The sequence below is a fragment of the Aphanothece hegewaldii CCALA 016 genome (assembly GCF_003007785.1).
GTDB classification, from domain to species: Bacteria; Cyanobacteriota; Cyanobacteriia; order Cyanobacteriales; family Microcystaceae; genus Chroococcus; species Chroococcus hegewaldii.
The window spans coordinates 25,107-41,703 of sequence record NZ_PXOH01000027.1; the positions used below are offsets into that span (position 1 = coordinate 25,107).

A 16,597-nucleotide genomic window follows, 5' to 3' on the forward strand; every position below is an offset into this window, starting at 1 on the left:
TTGTTTTATAGCAACTATGCCTTAATGGTGGTGACAAGGCTTGCCATTTGCTGCTTAAGAGCTTTGTTGACTTGATTATACTCAGTTTCCAACACTAAAAATTTTTCGCTAACTCCGACTAGAGATCCTGAACGAGCAATTGTTTCAATTTCCTGACATAGAACAGCGAATGAGGTAGCTCCTAACTGTAGACTAGAGGAGCGCAAAGCATGAGCCGCTTGCCAAAGAGTGACCGAATCATTTTTGTGAATCGAATTTGCGATCGCCTCTAAACGTAAAGCCGAATCTTCTAAATAATGCTCGATCAACTCCATTAACATTTTAGGAGCGCGTTTACCTGCCATTGCTTGTAAAGCGTCGAGAACTTTTGGATCTAAAATCGGTTTTGGAGCGATAAGCGGTGTAATTTGTTGTAAAGTGCGGCGTAAATCGTCTAATCGAACCGGTTTAGCTAAATAATCATCCATTCCGACTTCTAAGCATTTTTCTCGATCGCCTTGCATAGCATCTGCTGTCATAGCAATAATTTTGGGGCGTTGAGAGGGGGGGTATTCTTGTTGTAATCGATAGGTTGTCGTTAACCCATCCATTTCGGGCATTCTTACATCCATAAGGATCACATCATAGGTTTGCCGACGTAATGCTTGTAGAACTTCCAAGCCATTACTCACAAAATCAGCCGATAAATAGCCTAATTTCTCCAATTGTAACCGGATAACCTCTTGATTAACCGTAACATCTTCAGCGACTAATATGCGTAGAGGATTGCTTTCGGCTAGGTTGCTCAGATCGTGATTAATAATAGATTGGGTAATTTTAATGGGTCTTTCTGTGAGAATTCGCACTAAAATTTCATAAAGTTGGGCTTGTTGAATGGGCTTTGTTAAAATAGCAGCAAATTTCAATTTTTCAACTTGCTTAGAGTGTTCAGGTTTACCTAATGAACTGAGCATCACGAGGGGAAGATCTTGATAATTTGGATTTTGACGAATTTTTTGTGCTAAGGTCAATCCATCCATTCCGGGCATATTCATATCTAGAATAGCGACATCGAAACGTACACCACGTTCTAGCCAGTCCAAAGCGCGATAGCCCGATTCTACAGCACAGGTAAACATTCCCCAAGATTGAGCTTGTAAGGTCAAAATTTTCTGATTAGTGACGTTATCATCGATAATTAGTAGACGTTTACCTCCTAATAGTTCTTCGGCAGTATGAGAATTAGCGGGAGAAAAACTGGGGGCGGCTTCGGCAAGAATAGTACAGTAAAAAGTTGATCCTTTTCCCTCAACACTATGAACCCACATTTTACCCCCCATCATTTCGGTGAGATTTTTGCTAATGGCTAACCCTAAACCTGTGCCACCAAATTTACGTGTAGTCGATGCGTCAACTTGGCTGAAAGATTGGAACAAACGATCCATGCGATTGGCGGGTATGCCAATTCCACTATCTTTGACAGCAAAGCGAATTTCATATAACTGAGAGTCAAGATCTAAATTTTCCTCATCATGCTTGGCGGTGGCGTTTACATATACCACGACTTCCCCACTTTCGGTAAACTTGACGGCATTACTTAATAAATTGACGAGAATTTGTCGTAAGCGAGTAACATCGCCGAAGATTGCCGTAGGGGTTTGCGGTTCAATGAGATAGGCTAATTCTAGTTTTTTTTCGGTGGCTTGAGGTACAAATAAGCGTAAAGCTTCTTCGATACACAAGCCAATTTCAAAAGGTTGTTTTTCTAGTTCTAGTTTATTGGCTTCAATTTTGGCAAAGTCGAGAATATTATTAATCATCGTTAACAAATTTTCACTACTGCTACGAATGATTGATACAAATTCTCGTTGTTGACTATTTAATTTAGTATCAATCAGTAAGCCAGTCATGCCAGTGACTGCATTAAGAGGGGTTCGTAATTCATGCCCAATCATGGCTAAAAATCGGCTTCTGGCTAGGTTTTCTGCGTCTATTTGGGAGTCGTTTGAGATTGATGAATTAGTTGATTGAGCCAGTTGTTTCTTTAAATGAAAAAATTGAGCTAAAAGGCTTTTGATATTAGTTTCTAATTGATTAATAAGATGAGCTTCATCTTTTTTTATTGGAGATTCAAGATCATCTTTAGTATTTTCGTAAGTCCATTGAGCTAAATTTTGCAAAGGTGCGTAAATTTCATAATAAAAAATAATGAATAACACAACTCCTATACTTGTACTAATTAACAGGGCTTTTAAGAGAATTAATCCCATTTCCTGATAAATTTCTCGTTTTCTCGGATCAACAGAATAACCAAGACGAATTTCACCGATATAGCCTTGAGTATTAATTATCGGTCTACGAAATTCGCGGATTTGTTTTTTTATCTTTAAAGAGTTGACAATTTCGATAATATTTAATTCTTGATAATCTTGCTCTTGAAAAGTAATACTAAAATAGCTAGGATTAAGAAAACTACTTAAGACCTCACCTTGATTGTCGATAACAACGCTATAGACTAGATTAGCGTCAACACTGGTTTGTCGTAAAAGCCGAGTAAAAGCTGTATCTTTAAATTTTAAATTTGATTCTTGAGGAATCGCACTTAGAAAGTTAGCGACTTCTTCGACTCGTTGTTCTAAGTTAGTAATTCTTTGGGTATAGTCCCAACCCGCTTGGATGGTTCCGAGGATAACTTGACTTCCTACTAATAAAATACTGGTAAGTCCCAAATAACGAAATACCAAGTTATTACTCAATTGTTTTAGTCTAGTTGTGTGATGGTTTTTCATGCCTGTTATCCTTAATTGTCGAGGATTCGCCTCCTTGGAACTATTTTGTTGAAGCTAACTTGACAAAGAAATGCTGCTTTTTGCCTTATGATATTTAGTATTAAATTTTTTGGCTTTGCATAAACGAGTTATCAATTTCAAGGATATGATCATCATGATTAGGGAAAAATTGTCTAAAAATATTTTTAGAAAAACTAGACCTAAACAATTTTACTATATTTTTAAGCTTAATCATTTATATTTCCCTATTATTTTGTCAATTCCTCAATTAATAAGAATTGTTAATTTATGGTCAGTCAGAAATTAGCTTAATATCTAGCTTGACCCATAACGTAATTAAAATCGATGATTTCAGTTACATAGAATCTGTGTTTTGGATCACAAATCCAAAATACTTTATATTAAAAGCAAAGAATCAGAGTTAAACTTGACTCAATCAAGATGTTAGGTAAGTCAAACGAATGGCCAAACGCTCACTCAAATCTTCACCATTAGGCATTATCAAGACAAAAGAAGCATTTGACAGGAAGGGATGGACTCAAGAGTATTTAGCTGCTGAAGTAGGATTATCAAGTCGTCAATCCATTTGGAAATTTTTTACGGGTCGGCCGATTGAGCGTTATTTGTACAAAGAAATTTGTTTTAAACTAGATCTTAATTGGGAAGAGATGGCGGATTTGCCTGAAGCACAGGGTTTAGATTTACTCTTAACAACGCAAGAAACTCTAAATATAAATGCTGGTTTGGAAAATTGGGTCAGTTTTTGGCGATTTCAATTAAAAGAGCAAATTCAAACCCAATGTAATATTTTGCAATCAGCTTTTGATCAAACTCAACCCCTTTTGGAGCAAATTTATGTTTTAATTAATATTCTGCCGCAACCGAGTAATCAAAGATGGCTAGAAGTTTCCGATTTACAAGATATTCAATCGTCCTTTTCACGTCCTAATTTAGCCTCGAACATTCAAGAAGCTATTCCTAGTCTAGATGTGGTTAAGCAACAAGACAAGCTGATGATTTTAGGAAAGCCTGGTGCTGGTAAAACCACTTTTTTACAATATCTTGCTCTACAATGTATTCAAGGAAAATATAAGCCAGAACTAATTCCCATTTTTATTCAGCTAAGAACTTTAAGTTTAGAGTTATCTGAAGGCAAAGAATGGAATTTAGTCGGACAACTGATTCAGCTTGGTAAACGTTACACACTGTCCCAAGAACAAGTAATGATTTTGGTTGAAGAAGGAAAATTTTTATTACTTATTGATGGTTTTGATGAAGTGGCTGATGCCGAAGGCGAGTTAATTTTTAAAGAAATTAATCAGTTTGTTAAAAGCTATTACAAAAATACGATTTATCTGACTTGCAGAAGTGGAACTCAAAAATATCATTTTCTTGGGTTTAGTTATGTAGAAATTTCTGATTTTAATGAGCAACAAATTAAAGAATTTGCTCAAAGATGGTTTTTAGCTACTACTAATAATGCTGAAGCCAGCGAAAAAGCTAAACAGTTTTTGGAGCAATTAGAGAAACCCAGTAATCAACCAATTCGTGATTTGGGAGTAACTCCTATTTTACTGAATTTAATTTGCTCGGTGTTTAAAGAAAAAGCCAGTTTTCCAACCAAACGAGCGAAACTTTATCAAGCAGGTTTGGATATTCTTTTACAGCGATGGGATCAAGCGAGAGGCATTCAAAGGGATCAAATTTATCGTCGTCTTTCTTTAACTGAAAAAATTAAGCTTTTATGTCAAATTGCCGCTACTACCTTTGAAGAAAATAACTATTTTTTTGAAAGTAGCGATATTTTATATCTGATTGAAGATTATTTAAAAACTTTACCTAATGTTAACACAGATCCCGAAACATTATGGTTAAATAGTGAAGCTGTTTTAAAAGCAATTGAAATTCAACATGGGCTATTAGTCGAAAGAGCAAAAGATATCTATTCTTTTTCTCATTTGACTTTTCAAGAATACCTTACTGCTCGAAAAATTGTCGCAAGCCCTAATCTTCAAACATTACAACAAGAATTAATTAAATTAGCTCAAAAAACTCAAGATTATCGTTGGCGAGAAGTCATTTTACTTACAGTTAGTATGTTACCAAATGCTGATTTATTAGTGGAGCAAATTCGACAAGAAATTGATATTTTTGTTGAACAAGATCAAATGTTAAAATCATTTTTAATGAGTATAAAGGAAAAAGTCAATTTAATAAATTTACCTTATCGAGATTCTGCTGGACGGGCTTTTTATTTCACCTTACTACAAAATAGAGACTTTAATTTAGCTGTTTCATTAGATGTAAATTTTGCTAGTTTAAATAATTTGCCAGATCCCCTTAATTTAGATCTAGCTTTAGCTCGTGCTTTAACGGCTAGTTTAAATCTTCTAAAAAGCTCAGAATTAAATATAAAAAAAATATTGAGTTTTTATTTTTCTTTAGATATAGAAACTAAATTTACTTTAGAATCAACTTTTCAACAAGCTTTACATCATTTAAAAAAAGAACTGCCCGAACTTGAAATATCTCAAGAGCATCTTCAAATTTGGTGGAAAAATCAGGGGCGAGAATGGGTAGAAAAGTTTCGCCAATTGCTAATTCAACATCGTCAAATTGGATATGACTTAAATTTATCTACAACTCAACAAGAACTCTGGCAACAATATTATCGGATGAATCAATTTTTAGTAGAGTGTCTTCAAAGTGATTGTCAGATTACAAAACAGGTTCGGGAGACTATTGAAGATGGGTTATTATTGCCGCCCTAAACAACAGAGTAATTTTATTGATTCCCACTGCCCAGAATAAATAAACTGATTAATGTTCCACTATTCCAAAGACTGTGTAAAAGCATGGACGATAACAAATTTTTAGAACGTGTGTAAACAAATCCGAGTACTATCCCTAATGTTGCCAAAGGTAAAACTTCCGATAAATTGAGATGCGCCAAAGCAAAGATTAAACTACTAACAATAATCGCACCCCAAACGGAAAAATAACGCGTTAATGAGGGTAAAAGAAATCCTCTAAATATGATTTCTTCAAACAAAGGAGCGGCTAAAGATGCTGTGATAAAAAAGATACTCAAAGCAATTTTATCTTGCGATTCTAAAGCTAATAATAATAATGGGTTACTTCCTCCTTTTCCTTGCCAAATTTGTTGATTAATTAGTGACACAATAACTACGAGAGGAAAGGCGACAAAATATCCACCAATTCCCCATAATATCCAATTACTTAACCAGTTAAATTTAAACCAATCTTTGGGTAATGGAAAAAAAGGTTTAATGGAAAAATACATAACCAGTAAACCAGTAATAGCCATTGTTAGATAACTAACTAAAACATAAATTGCTTTATAACGTAAAGTTAAAGTAGCAACACTAAGCTTAAAAATACTTCCTATAATTCCAAAAAATAGAGGTAAAATAATTTGTCCGATAAAGAAAAATCCGACAATTAAAACAAGCCAAATGACTTCACCATTCCAAGGAGTTTCCCAAGCTAATTCATTGTTATTTGCTAATATTGCTGATTTTCCTTTGAGAAATAACTGAATAATGAGTAACACTAAAATTCCCACACCTAATAAACCGCTAATGAGTGGGATTCCACCCACTAAAGTTAATTTAGTAATGGCTTGAGTTGCTATTTCATTTTCTTGTTTTTGTAAAGATATTAATGCTTGCTTTTGTTCAGTAACTTGATAATATTGTTTTAAAGCTTCGTTGCGAAACCACCCTTTTAACTGACTATTAAGGATTTGTTCTGTATTAGTTATAGCTTCAGGTGGTTGATTCCATAATCCTGTTAAAACGGTTGCTGTTTTAATAGATTGCTCATCAGATGATTTGATAATTCCATTCCAAAGCTGTAAGGATTGCTCAATATTATTCTGTTTTGCTTCAATGATTCCTAGAGATAAATCAATTTTATGTAGAAATCTTTCGTCTTGAGTAATTTGTTTTTTGATTTCTTTTTGATCAAAATTTTTGGCTGAGTTTAATCTAGATTTAGTGAGTACGTTATTGTTATCTATATTAAGATTACTTTCTGGGATTTTTGTCAGTTTTGTTGAAAGAGTATCAAGATTTTCTTGAGTTAGTTTTTTGACTTCTTGATATTGATTTTTGGCCGTTAAGTAAGGATTAGTACCTAGTAAGGCTATTTTCACTGGGGCTAAATCTACAGCCTCAGAATCGTTAGAATCTGATAACTCAGAGGCTTGTAGAATTAGATTAGTTTGATACAGTTGCAGATTAGATTGTACTTGAGGTTGATTGACACTACTGACTAAAGCTAAAATAACGGGAAATAGCGAAATAATAGTCACTAGAACAATAATTAGTTTTTTAATCGTCATGTATAAATTAAGATAATTGTCTTCTTTTTATCATACTAAGCTTTTTGGTAAAAAGAAAGTTAGCTGTTTTTTACACGAATTTATATTAAGTTTTTTATCATTTTAAAATTGATTGATTGAAAAAAAATCTAGAGTGTTTGGCAACCAAACCCCTACATTACATCTATAGCTTAATTCAATTAAAATTTATCTTCGATTAAATTATTTCTGCTCATTTAACTTTAAAATTTGTTGCACATCTTGCCTAATTTTAGGAATGTTAGTAACCGTAATAATGGGAACATGAATAAATAAAGCCTGACGTTGAGATGAGGTGTTTTGTAAATAGCTCAAAACGTGGTAATACAACCCTTCACAAACAAATTGCCCCGCATCATGACTAATACTTGTATAAGAAAGTTGATTGATTAATTGATTGAGATTAATTGAAGTAAATCGTCTTTGTTGATTTCCTCTTGCATTCGATTCTAGCGCAAGATGATAGCGACTTTCTGCCATGCCACAACAAATAATTAAATCAGGTTTGAGAGAGTCGATCGCTTTGATGACTCTTTCGCTGGCTCTAGGTATTTCTACGGGTAATTGTCGTAAAAATAGCAAATTTTCCGAAAATAAAGCATTTTTGTGCAATTGTATTAATAGATCATCGGAAGCGTTAGACGATTGATGAGACAACCAAGTATCAAAAGAGGTTAAAAGAATTTTTCGACTCATAAAAAAGATAAATTGATTTTAACGTCGCTAAAATTCGTAAAATAAGAGTAAGTTTTTATTAGATTAACTGCTTTCAATGTCGATTATTGCTGTTATTGATTATGATATGGGGAATCTGCACTCTGCTTGTAAAGGCATTCAACAAGCGGGCGGCACTCCCAAGATAACCGACTCTGCTAAAGAAATAGCTTCATCAGATGCTGTTATTTTACCCGGCGTTGGTTCATTTGATCCGGCTGTACAACAAATTCGATCGCGTCATTTGGAAAAACCGCTCAAAGAGGCGATCGCAAGTGGTAAACCTTTTTTAGGTATTTGTCTGGGTTTACAAATTCTCTTTGATGATTCGGAAGAAGGCACAGAACCAGGTTTAGGTATTATACCAGGAACAGTGCGCCGTTTTCGCTCCGAACCCGGTGTCACAATTCCTCATATGGGATGGAATCAACTTGAGATGAGACAGCCAGAATTATCGCTGTGGCAAGCGTTACCCATCAATCCTTATGTCTATTTCGTTCATTCTTACTATGTCGCTCCTCTTGATCCGAGTGTGAATGCAGCGATGGTGACACATGGCTCACAAACGGTGACAGCAGCGATCGCAAAGGATAACATTGTTGCTGTACAATTTCACCCTGAAAAATCAGCCGATAGCGGTTTAAAAATTCTACATAATTTTGTCAGTCAAATTCGGGAAAAAGTAGCAGTTTAGGAAATAATCAAGGTTTTTTGCTCCCGTCTGGCATTGTTGTACCATTTAAAATAGCACCTTCTAGACTCGTTCCCCCAAAATTAGCCGAGGTTAAATTTGCTTGCTCTAAATTAGTATCTTTTAGTATGGTGTTAATTAAATTGGCAAACTTAAGATTGCTTTTTGCTAAATTAGCCCCTTCTAAATTAGCGTCTTCTAAATGAGCATCTTCTAAATTAGCTTCAGTCAAATTAGCACCTATTAGCTTTATTCCTTTTAAATTGGCTGATTCTAAGTTAGCTCCTGCTAAGTTAACTCCACTAAGATCCGCATTTTCTAAATTAACGCCTCGAAGATTTGCTGATTTTAAATTAGAATCTCGTAAATAAGCTCCATAAAGGTTAGCTTGTACGAGATTAACGCCATTAAGATCAGTATTAGGCAAGTTTATATAAGTTAACTCACAATTAGAACAAGTTTTCTGATTTAATAATTGTTGTAGAGGGCGACCTTGCCAATATTTTAGCCCCAAAAATCCAATTAATCCGATAAGTGCTAAACTGCCTAAACTGATTGTCGCGAGTTTTTTAGAATAGAATTCACCTCGGTAAAAGCGATCGCTTAAAGTCAGATTTCCTGTAACTGGAATATTTTCTAATGCTTTTAAAGCAGCTAAAGCGTGGGGAAAGCGATCTTTAACACTGGGTGCAGTCATTTTATCTAACCAGTTAATAAAATCTGGATGAAGTGACGGGAGCAAATGTTTATACTCAAGTTGATAGTTTTTTTCATTAACAAGATTTTTAATATTTTTCGATGATATTTGTGTTAATAATACAATGAGTGTAACACCTAAACTGTATAAATCAGAGGCTTTTGTTCTATCTCGATTAAACATTTCTTCTGGTGGAATAAAGCCTAATGTTCCTTTAATCACACTGCTATTACTCATATCTTTACTTCCCATACGAGCAAAACCAAAATCGATTAAATAGACTTTTAATGGTTCCGATAAATCTATTAAAATATTTTCTGGTTTAATATCGCCGTGAATAACAAAAGGAATCTGCTTTTGTAAGTAAACTAACACCTCTAAAAGAGCAATAGCAACTTTTTTGATTTCTTGAGGTGTTAGAGGGCGTGTTTCTGCTAAAGATGGTGCATTTTTATATTCTTGGACTAAACAAAAACCCTGTTCAACTTCAAAAAAATCTAAATAACGAGGAATGTTTTCACAGTAAAAAGAGCGTAAAACTTTAATTTCATTTTGATAAGTTCGATAGTTACTCCAACTTGCTTCGGGTTCAGTAAACTGGTAGTGTTTAATAACAACATCTTGATGAGTCAGACGATGAGTAGCTAAGTACGTTACTCTACCTCCTGCGCGATTTTTGCCTAAGATTTTTTTAATTTGGTAATTATAGGGAGAAAAGTCAGGAAATACACTCATAAAATTATCCAATATTATATAACAATAATACCAAATTTAGAGAAATTGTCGCCAAACAGGAATATTGTAGGGGTTTGGTCTCCAAACCTACTTTTTAACTGGATTTATGGAGGATTTGGTATTACTCATCAATAACAGCATTACGATCAAGTAATAAAAGATTTCGGAGTTGATCTGTATCTAATTCAGTTAACCAGTTTTCACCTGCATCGACTGTTTGTTCTGCTAATTGTTTTTTGCTTTCAATCATGTCATTAATTTTCTCTTCTAATGTACCTGTACAAACAAATTTGTGTACCTGTACATTGCGTTTTTGTCCAATGCGAAAAGCGCGATCGGTTGCTTGGTTTTCTACTGCTGGATTCCACCAACGATCAATATGAAAAACATGATTAGCACGGGTTAAGTTTAAGCCAGTTCCACCCGCTTTGAGTGATAGAATAAATATCGGTGGACCATTAGGATCATTTTGAAAGCGATCGATCATTTCTTGTCTTTGTTTTTGCGGGATTTGTCCGTATAAAAACAGGGTTTCTTGTCCTAATGTTTTTGTTAAATAAGTTTGCATAAGTTTTCCCCATTCCGCAAACTGAGTGAAAATTAAAGCGCGATCGCCTTCCGCTAATAATTCTTCTAACATTTCTACTAAACGTAACATTTTCCCCGATCTTTGTGCGGTATTAACTTGATCTTCTTTAAGAAAATGGGAGGGATGATTACAAATTTGTTTGAGTTTTACTAAAAGACTTAAAATGAGTCCTCGTCGTTGAATACCTGATTTTTCTTCAATTTCTATTAATGATTGATCAACTAGAGTTTGATATAAATTCGCTTGTTCTTCTGATAAACCGCAGAAGATATTCATTTCTTGTTTTTCGGGTAAATCTTGAATGATTTCTTGATCAGTTTTGAGACGACGTAAAATGAAGGGACGAACCAATGAGCGTAATGTTTTTAGTGATTCTCGATCTCCATATTTTTCGATAGGAATTGCAAAACGACGCTGAAAAAAGGATTGACTACCTAAAAAACCAGGATTTAAAAAATCTAAAATTGACCACAATTCTGCTAAACGGTTTTCGACGGGTGTCCCTGTTAAAGCAATATGAAAACCTGCTTTTAAATTGCGTACAGCTTGTGATTGTTTCGCTTGAGGATTTTTAATATTTTGCGCTTCATCTAATACAATTCCTTGCCATTCAACTTGTGCTAATGTTTCGGCATCCCGATAGATTAAAGGATAGCTTGTAATCACTAATGTTTTATCTTTAATCTCTCTTAGGAAAGCTTTTCCTTTTTTACGTTGATTGCCTTGATGAATGATTGTTGAAAGTGTCGGCGCGAATTTATGTACTTCTCTTTCCCAGTTATTTACTACAGAAGTTGGACAAATTAAAAGAGTTGGTTTGGCTAACATTTCATTTTGCTTAAGATTTAAAAGAAAAGCAATTGTTTGAATCGTATTATGACATAAAATGTTATTGGCAACAAAATTATGATACTCACTAACTTCTAAATCATAAACCCAACCTGTATAATCAATCTGTTCTATTTTTTTGATGGCACAGTAAAAGACTTCTTGATTTAATAAATTTTCCAGCTCATTTTTAGTGTTTTGTAAGTATATATTATCTATATTAAGATAAGCTTCTAAAGTATTATTTGTCCATTTAGATAATTTTAACTTACGATATTCTTGTTCAGCATTCCCTGTAATAATAGAATCTATACTTTGAATAACTTGTTTTAAACTTGTTTGACTAAACTGCTGAGAACCATTAATATAAACAGTATTGTTAATCCCCAAATGACGGATAGGTAATTGTGTTTGTCTGACGGCTTCAGCGACAATTTTAGAAGCGGGAATACCTTCAACATTTGTATTATTTTTTTCTAAACATATTTTTTCCAATTTTAGTTGTTTGACTCGCTCATTAAACCCAATTTTTTGTAAAAATCTACGCGCTGAATTGCCACCAAATGTACCTATATAATAAGTTTTATAAATTTTACTTCCATTAGTAGCACATTTTTGTTTAGCAGAAATTCTTAACCAAATTTCAAAGCGACGCAATAAACTTGCGAGTTGTTGAATAATTATAGGTGATGCTGTACTAATTTCAACTGATCTCATTTGAGGAATGACAGAACCCTCAGCGTCAAAATAATGACTTAAGAAAACTTTGACATTTTCTAAATCAGATTGCATAATAAATTCTGGAATGGATTTATCTGCTGATCTTTTACCCCAAATGTACCCTTTTTCCTCAAGAAAATGACGATAAGTAATACTACAAATTCTTAAAGCTGGTGTTTTTTCTTGCTCAATTTTTATTTGAGGAGTATTGGCTTTAAAATTATATTTTTTTGCTAGAAAAATATAAGTATCTAATAACTCCTCTAAAAGCCTTACATTTTTTTGACTAATCGCAAGATGTCCGTTTTCTTCTGATTCATATCCTTCCGCAATTTGCCAAGCTAACATTTTAATTAAATCAAAATCTTGTAATTGACCTCGCCAAATCTGTTTAGAAGGAACACAAATATAATCTTCTTCAGTTAAATTATTTTTCCAACCCTGATGAGTTAATAGCTTATGTTGTTGTGTAATTGTAATCACACTTCCATCTTGAAGAGTAATTTTTTTCAGTTTTTCATGTACCAATTGTCGATATAAAGATTTGACAAATGATTGTACAATTTTTCCTGTTTTTTCATCTATGGAGTTAACCGATAAAGGTGCTTTAGGGTTTGACCAAAAACCTTCACCATCAAAAACAATTTCATCAGTAGCATAAGTTTGCCAAATTTCTTCGGCTTTTTGTAGTGTTCCATTAATCAAAATAAGTGTATCATTAGCGACGCATTTTCCTAATCCCATATCGTCCGCGAGACACGCACCTAAACCCCATTGTTCTAAGAAAGCTAACCAACCAACACCTTTAGCTTGATAAGGGCGTAATTCTCCTTTAAATCCTGCTGGTTTTTCAATTGGTACGATGGATTTATTATCCATTAAGTTGTTGATTAAATTTTTTAAAACTCCTGATGCTTCAAAATTAACGACGGGTAATTTAGCAATAATATTATTATCACCAATACTCATTCTTAAAGCATCTTCTACTGATAAATTAATCGTTTCATAGGTTTGATTGAGAATTTCTTGGGCTGCTTTAACATCCGTCGGTTGTAGCATAATCCATTGTTCATCAACTTTAACAATGGGTGAGCGTTGTTGTAATAATTGTTCAAAATCTTGCTTAGAAATAACCGCATCTCCCGCGACTACTTTTAAGTTATAATTAAGCAGACTTTTTAGGCTTAATCGTTCGCCTTTTTTGGGTGTTACTTCGGCTTCTATTTTGATTCCTAAGCGTTGTTCGCTATTTCCTGATTCTAACCCTAATGGCAATTTTACACCTAATCCATTATCTTGTAATTGCCACGCGATCGCTTTAATAAATTGATAAACTTGAATGGGATCAATTTCGCATTTGATGGGTTGACTTTCTGATAAACTATTGGCAATTGGCTCATAAAGACGCGAGGCTAAACCTAATCCTTTTAGTAAGGTTTCTTGAGGTTGGTTGATTTCTCGACCTTGAACTATAAAACTATCGGTTAAATGTGTCCATATTTGACGAGAATCGATGAGAAAATCAGAATTATCTAAGGCTTGTAGATAATAATTTAATGACCAATTTGCATCACCATAATTTATTATGTCGGGTGCGGGTGGTTCTAAAACAAAACAAACTCTATATTGATTTTGTCCTAACTGTTGATTATCGGGTGTAACTAAATAATCTTGAATGGCTAAAGTCCAGTTATCAAGAGCATGATTTAATCGCTTAATATAGTTTTCAGAAATTTGAAAATCTCTAGAACTTTGTGTTAATGATTGTAGCCAAGGTAACACTTCTAAATTTTTAGCTAAATTAGTTGGTGTTTCTATGGTTTGACGGATTTTTTTGTCTAATATTTCTCTTAAAAAGCTTAAAATAATTTCTTCATTACTCAAAAAATCTTCTAAATTATTGCCAGATAAATAGGATTTACAAATCAATGGCATTGCTTGAGTAAATCTTGCAAAACGAGCTTGATCGAGAGTACTATCTAATAAAGGATACCAAAAACTTAAAAAATTTTCTCCCGTTTGGGGTAAACAACTTGGGATATATTTTCCTCTCGCTAGTAAATCTAAAATCCATCGATAAACATGACTCCAAAACTGGATATCTTGACCTAAATAAGAAACTTCGCCTAACGACATTTGGGAGAAAAAATCAACGGTTTCTAACGGAGTCAATAATTGTCCGCTCACTTGCCAAGGTTGTAATATAAAAGTAGTTTTATTAAAGGCTTCTTCGTTTACTTGGTTCGATAATAAGGGTAAAGTATATTTTTTTCGATACGGTTTATAACTCGGTAAAGTAATATTAATAACTTTTTCCGTTCCTAATTTTTGTACATCGAATGAATGCAAGCGTAAAAATGAATGTAATTCTGGAAGAGTCAAATTAAAAGGATGCCCAGAAATACCATCAGAATTAGATTCTAGAGAAAGCGTTTCTGTTTCTACAGTGCGCCAGATTTCGCCCCAAATGAAAAAATACTGATTTTCAATCCAACTGCCATGTAGAGTAGACATTTGTTTTAATAAATTCCTGATCTGAATGAATAATAAGTTAAATCTTTGGGTACACTTCTAATAGAAGCCTTGTCAAGGCTGTTGCAAAATACAAGTAAGTAGCAATAGCGAAAGCCCCAACAATTCGGAAATTGGGTAATTATACTGTATTGTAGTTGACCTTTTCCTTTTTCTCAAGGTTTTCTTTTAAAGTAAGACAAGTCTAAATTATGACTCAATTAAGTTAAAAAATATGAAGCAAATTTTAATTACCTCTCTTGCTATTTTAATGCCCTTTAGTTTGGGAGTCGCAGCCCAAGCCGAAAACATAGAACATTTATCCCAACTGCTTTCAACTAAGCAATGTCAGCAGTGTGACTTAAGCGGTTCAGGGTTAGTGATGGCGAATTTGAGTGGAGCGAACTTAAGCGGGGCTAATTTGAGTGGGGCGAATCTCAGTCAAGCGAATCTTAGTGGGGCTAATTTGAGCGGGGCTAATTTAAGCGGGGCATCTTTACACGGGGCTAACTTGAGTGGGGCCAACCTCAACGGAGCGATGTTAAATGGTACAGATTTAAGAAATACCTACTTAGTCAATGCCAATTTAACGGGAGCGAACATCAGTACTTCTTATTTACAAGGGGCTACGGGAATTCCAGTCAGTGCAGGTACACCCGATACTTTCTATGCTTGGGGACTTTTAGAAGCCAAAGCGGGAAATCATCGTGTTGCAATTGAGCATTTTAACCAAGCCTTGACAATTAATCAAAATTATGCTCCTGCTTATTTAGCTCGTGGCATCTCTTATTATCGGATGGGCAAAGAGCAACAAGCGGAACAAAGTGCTCAAATGGCGGCGCTGTTATTTGAAGAACAACAAAACGCAACGGGTTTAGAAGCATCTGATAACTTTCTTCAAGGAATGATAGCGATGAAGGAGGCGTTAAAACCAGATGAGGGAGTCAGTCAGTTTGAACAGGTGGTACAGTCGGTGGGCGGTTTGCTTATCCAGTTGGCACAGTTCGCCTTTTTCGCTCTTTGATTGCAACAAAACTGATAACTTACAATAGTTAAGTAATCTCGCTAATTTTTAATCATGGTACAAGCAAAAATCGGCATCATTGGCGGTAGTGGACTCTATAAAATGGAGGCTCTCAAAGATGTTCAAGAAATTACTCTAGATACTCCTTTTGGTTCTCCGTCTGATGCCATCATTACAGGTACATTAGATGGGGTTACGGTTGCTTTTTTGGCGCGTCATGGTCGCACTCATCATTTAACCCCTACAGAAGTACCGTTTCGGGCTAATATTCATGCCATGAAGCAATTAGGAGTAGAATACATTATTTCAGCTTCGGCGGTGGGTTCTCTAAAAGAGGAAGTGAAACCATTAGATTTAGTTGTACCAGATCAATTTATTGATCGCACAAAAAATAGAATTTCTACTTTTTTTGGTGAGGGAATTGTCGGTCATGTTGCTTTTGGTGATCCCGTATGTTTGGAATTAGCAAAAGTTTTAGCGGATGCGGTGGAAAGTTTAAATTTAACTGATGTAGATTTGCATCGTGGCGGAACTTATATCTGTATGGAAGGGCCAGCATTTTCGACGAAAGCTGAATCTAATTTGTATCGAAGTTGGGGCGCAAGTATTATCGGAATGACCAATTTAACAGAAGCAAAATTAGCCAGAGAAGCGGAAATTGCTTATGCTACTTTAGCTTTAGTTACCGATTATGATTGTTGGCATCCTGAGCATGATCAAGTAACTGTAGAAATGGTCATTGGCAACTTACATAAAAATGCGACTAATGCTCAAAAAGTGATTCAAGAAACAGTACACCGTATTAGCGATCGTCCTTTTGTATCGACGGCTCATTCTGCTTTAAAATATGCAATCATTACTCCTTTAGAAAAAGCACCCACTGAAACTAAAGAAAAGCTATCTTTATTCTTGCAAAAATATTTGTAGTCGTAGAAT

Annotated in this window: 9 protein-coding genes and 1 pseudogene; 4 read left to right on the forward strand and 6 right to left on the reverse strand. The window is 34.5% G+C overall.

Annotated features, from left to right (window positions below):
• Positions 1–14: 14 nt before the first annotated feature.
• Positions 15–2,768 (reverse strand): hybrid sensor histidine kinase/response regulator, encoded by a 2,754-nt coding sequence (locus C7H19_RS19130; protein WP_106458529.1) that lies wholly within the window; start codon positions 2,766–2,768, stop codon positions 15–17.
• Between the two features lie 461 nt (positions 2,769–3,229).
• Here C7H19_RS19130 and C7H19_RS19135 point away from each other — a divergent pair, with 461 nt between their 5' ends.
• Positions 3,230–5,539 carry an NACHT domain-containing protein gene (locus C7H19_RS19135; protein WP_106458530.1) on the forward strand — a complete coding sequence of 770 codons (2,310 nt, stop codon included), beginning with the start codon at positions 3,230–3,232 and terminating at the stop codon, positions 5,537–5,539.
• Between the two features lie 14 nt (positions 5,540–5,553).
• Here the strand turns inward: C7H19_RS19135 and C7H19_RS19140 are convergent, their stop codons facing one another.
• Positions 5,554–7,134 (reverse strand): CPBP family intramembrane glutamic endopeptidase, encoded by a 1,581-nt coding sequence (locus tag C7H19_RS19140; protein ID WP_106458531.1) that lies wholly within the window; start codon positions 7,132–7,134, stop codon positions 5,554–5,556.
• A gap of 201 nt (positions 7,135–7,335) precedes the next feature.
• A complete protein-coding gene (locus tag C7H19_RS19145; RefSeq protein ID WP_106458532.1) occupies positions 7,336–7,848 on the reverse strand; it encodes a pyroglutamyl-peptidase I family protein in 513 nt (170 codons plus the stop codon).
• A gap of 76 nt (positions 7,849–7,924) precedes the next feature.
• Here C7H19_RS19145 and hisH point away from each other — a divergent pair, with 76 nt between their 5' ends.
• Positions 7,925–8,560, forward strand: coding sequence for an imidazole glycerol phosphate synthase subunit HisH (hisH, locus tag C7H19_RS19150; RefSeq protein ID WP_106458533.1), 636 nt, complete (start codon positions 7,925–7,927; stop codon positions 8,558–8,560).
• A gap of 7 nt (positions 8,561–8,567) precedes the next feature.
• On the opposite strand, the gene C7H19_RS19155 is transcribed toward hisH, so the two are convergent.
• The 3 genes and pseudogenes from C7H19_RS19155 to C7H19_RS27125 all read right to left on the reverse strand — a co-directional run.
• A complete protein-coding gene (locus C7H19_RS19155) occupies positions 8,568–9,989 on the reverse strand; it encodes a serine/threonine-protein kinase (protein WP_106458534.1) in 1,422 nt (473 codons plus the stop codon).
• 121 nt (positions 9,990–10,110) lie between these two features.
• Positions 10,111–13,095 (reverse strand): SNF2-related protein, encoded by a 2,985-nt coding sequence (locus C7H19_RS26875; RefSeq protein ID WP_342752309.1) that lies wholly within the window; start codon positions 13,093–13,095, stop codon positions 10,111–10,113.
• A gap of 6 nt (positions 13,096–13,101) precedes the next feature.
• Positions 13,102–14,640 (reverse strand): annotated as a pseudogene (locus C7H19_RS27125) (SNF2 helicase-associated domain-containing protein); the annotation flags it as partial.
• A 232-nt stretch (positions 14,641–14,872) separates the two neighbouring features.
• Here C7H19_RS27125 and C7H19_RS19165 point away from each other — a divergent pair.
• Complete coding sequence (locus C7H19_RS19165; RefSeq protein ID WP_106458536.1) at positions 14,873–15,661, forward strand: pentapeptide repeat-containing protein; 789 nt, start codon at positions 14,873–14,875, stop codon at positions 15,659–15,661.
• A 54-nt stretch (positions 15,662–15,715) separates the two neighbouring features.
• Entirely contained in the window at positions 15,716–16,588 is an 873-nt protein-coding gene (locus tag C7H19_RS19170) for an S-methyl-5'-thioadenosine phosphorylase (RefSeq protein WP_106458537.1), read from the forward strand.
• Positions 16,589–16,597 lie beyond the last annotated feature (9 nt).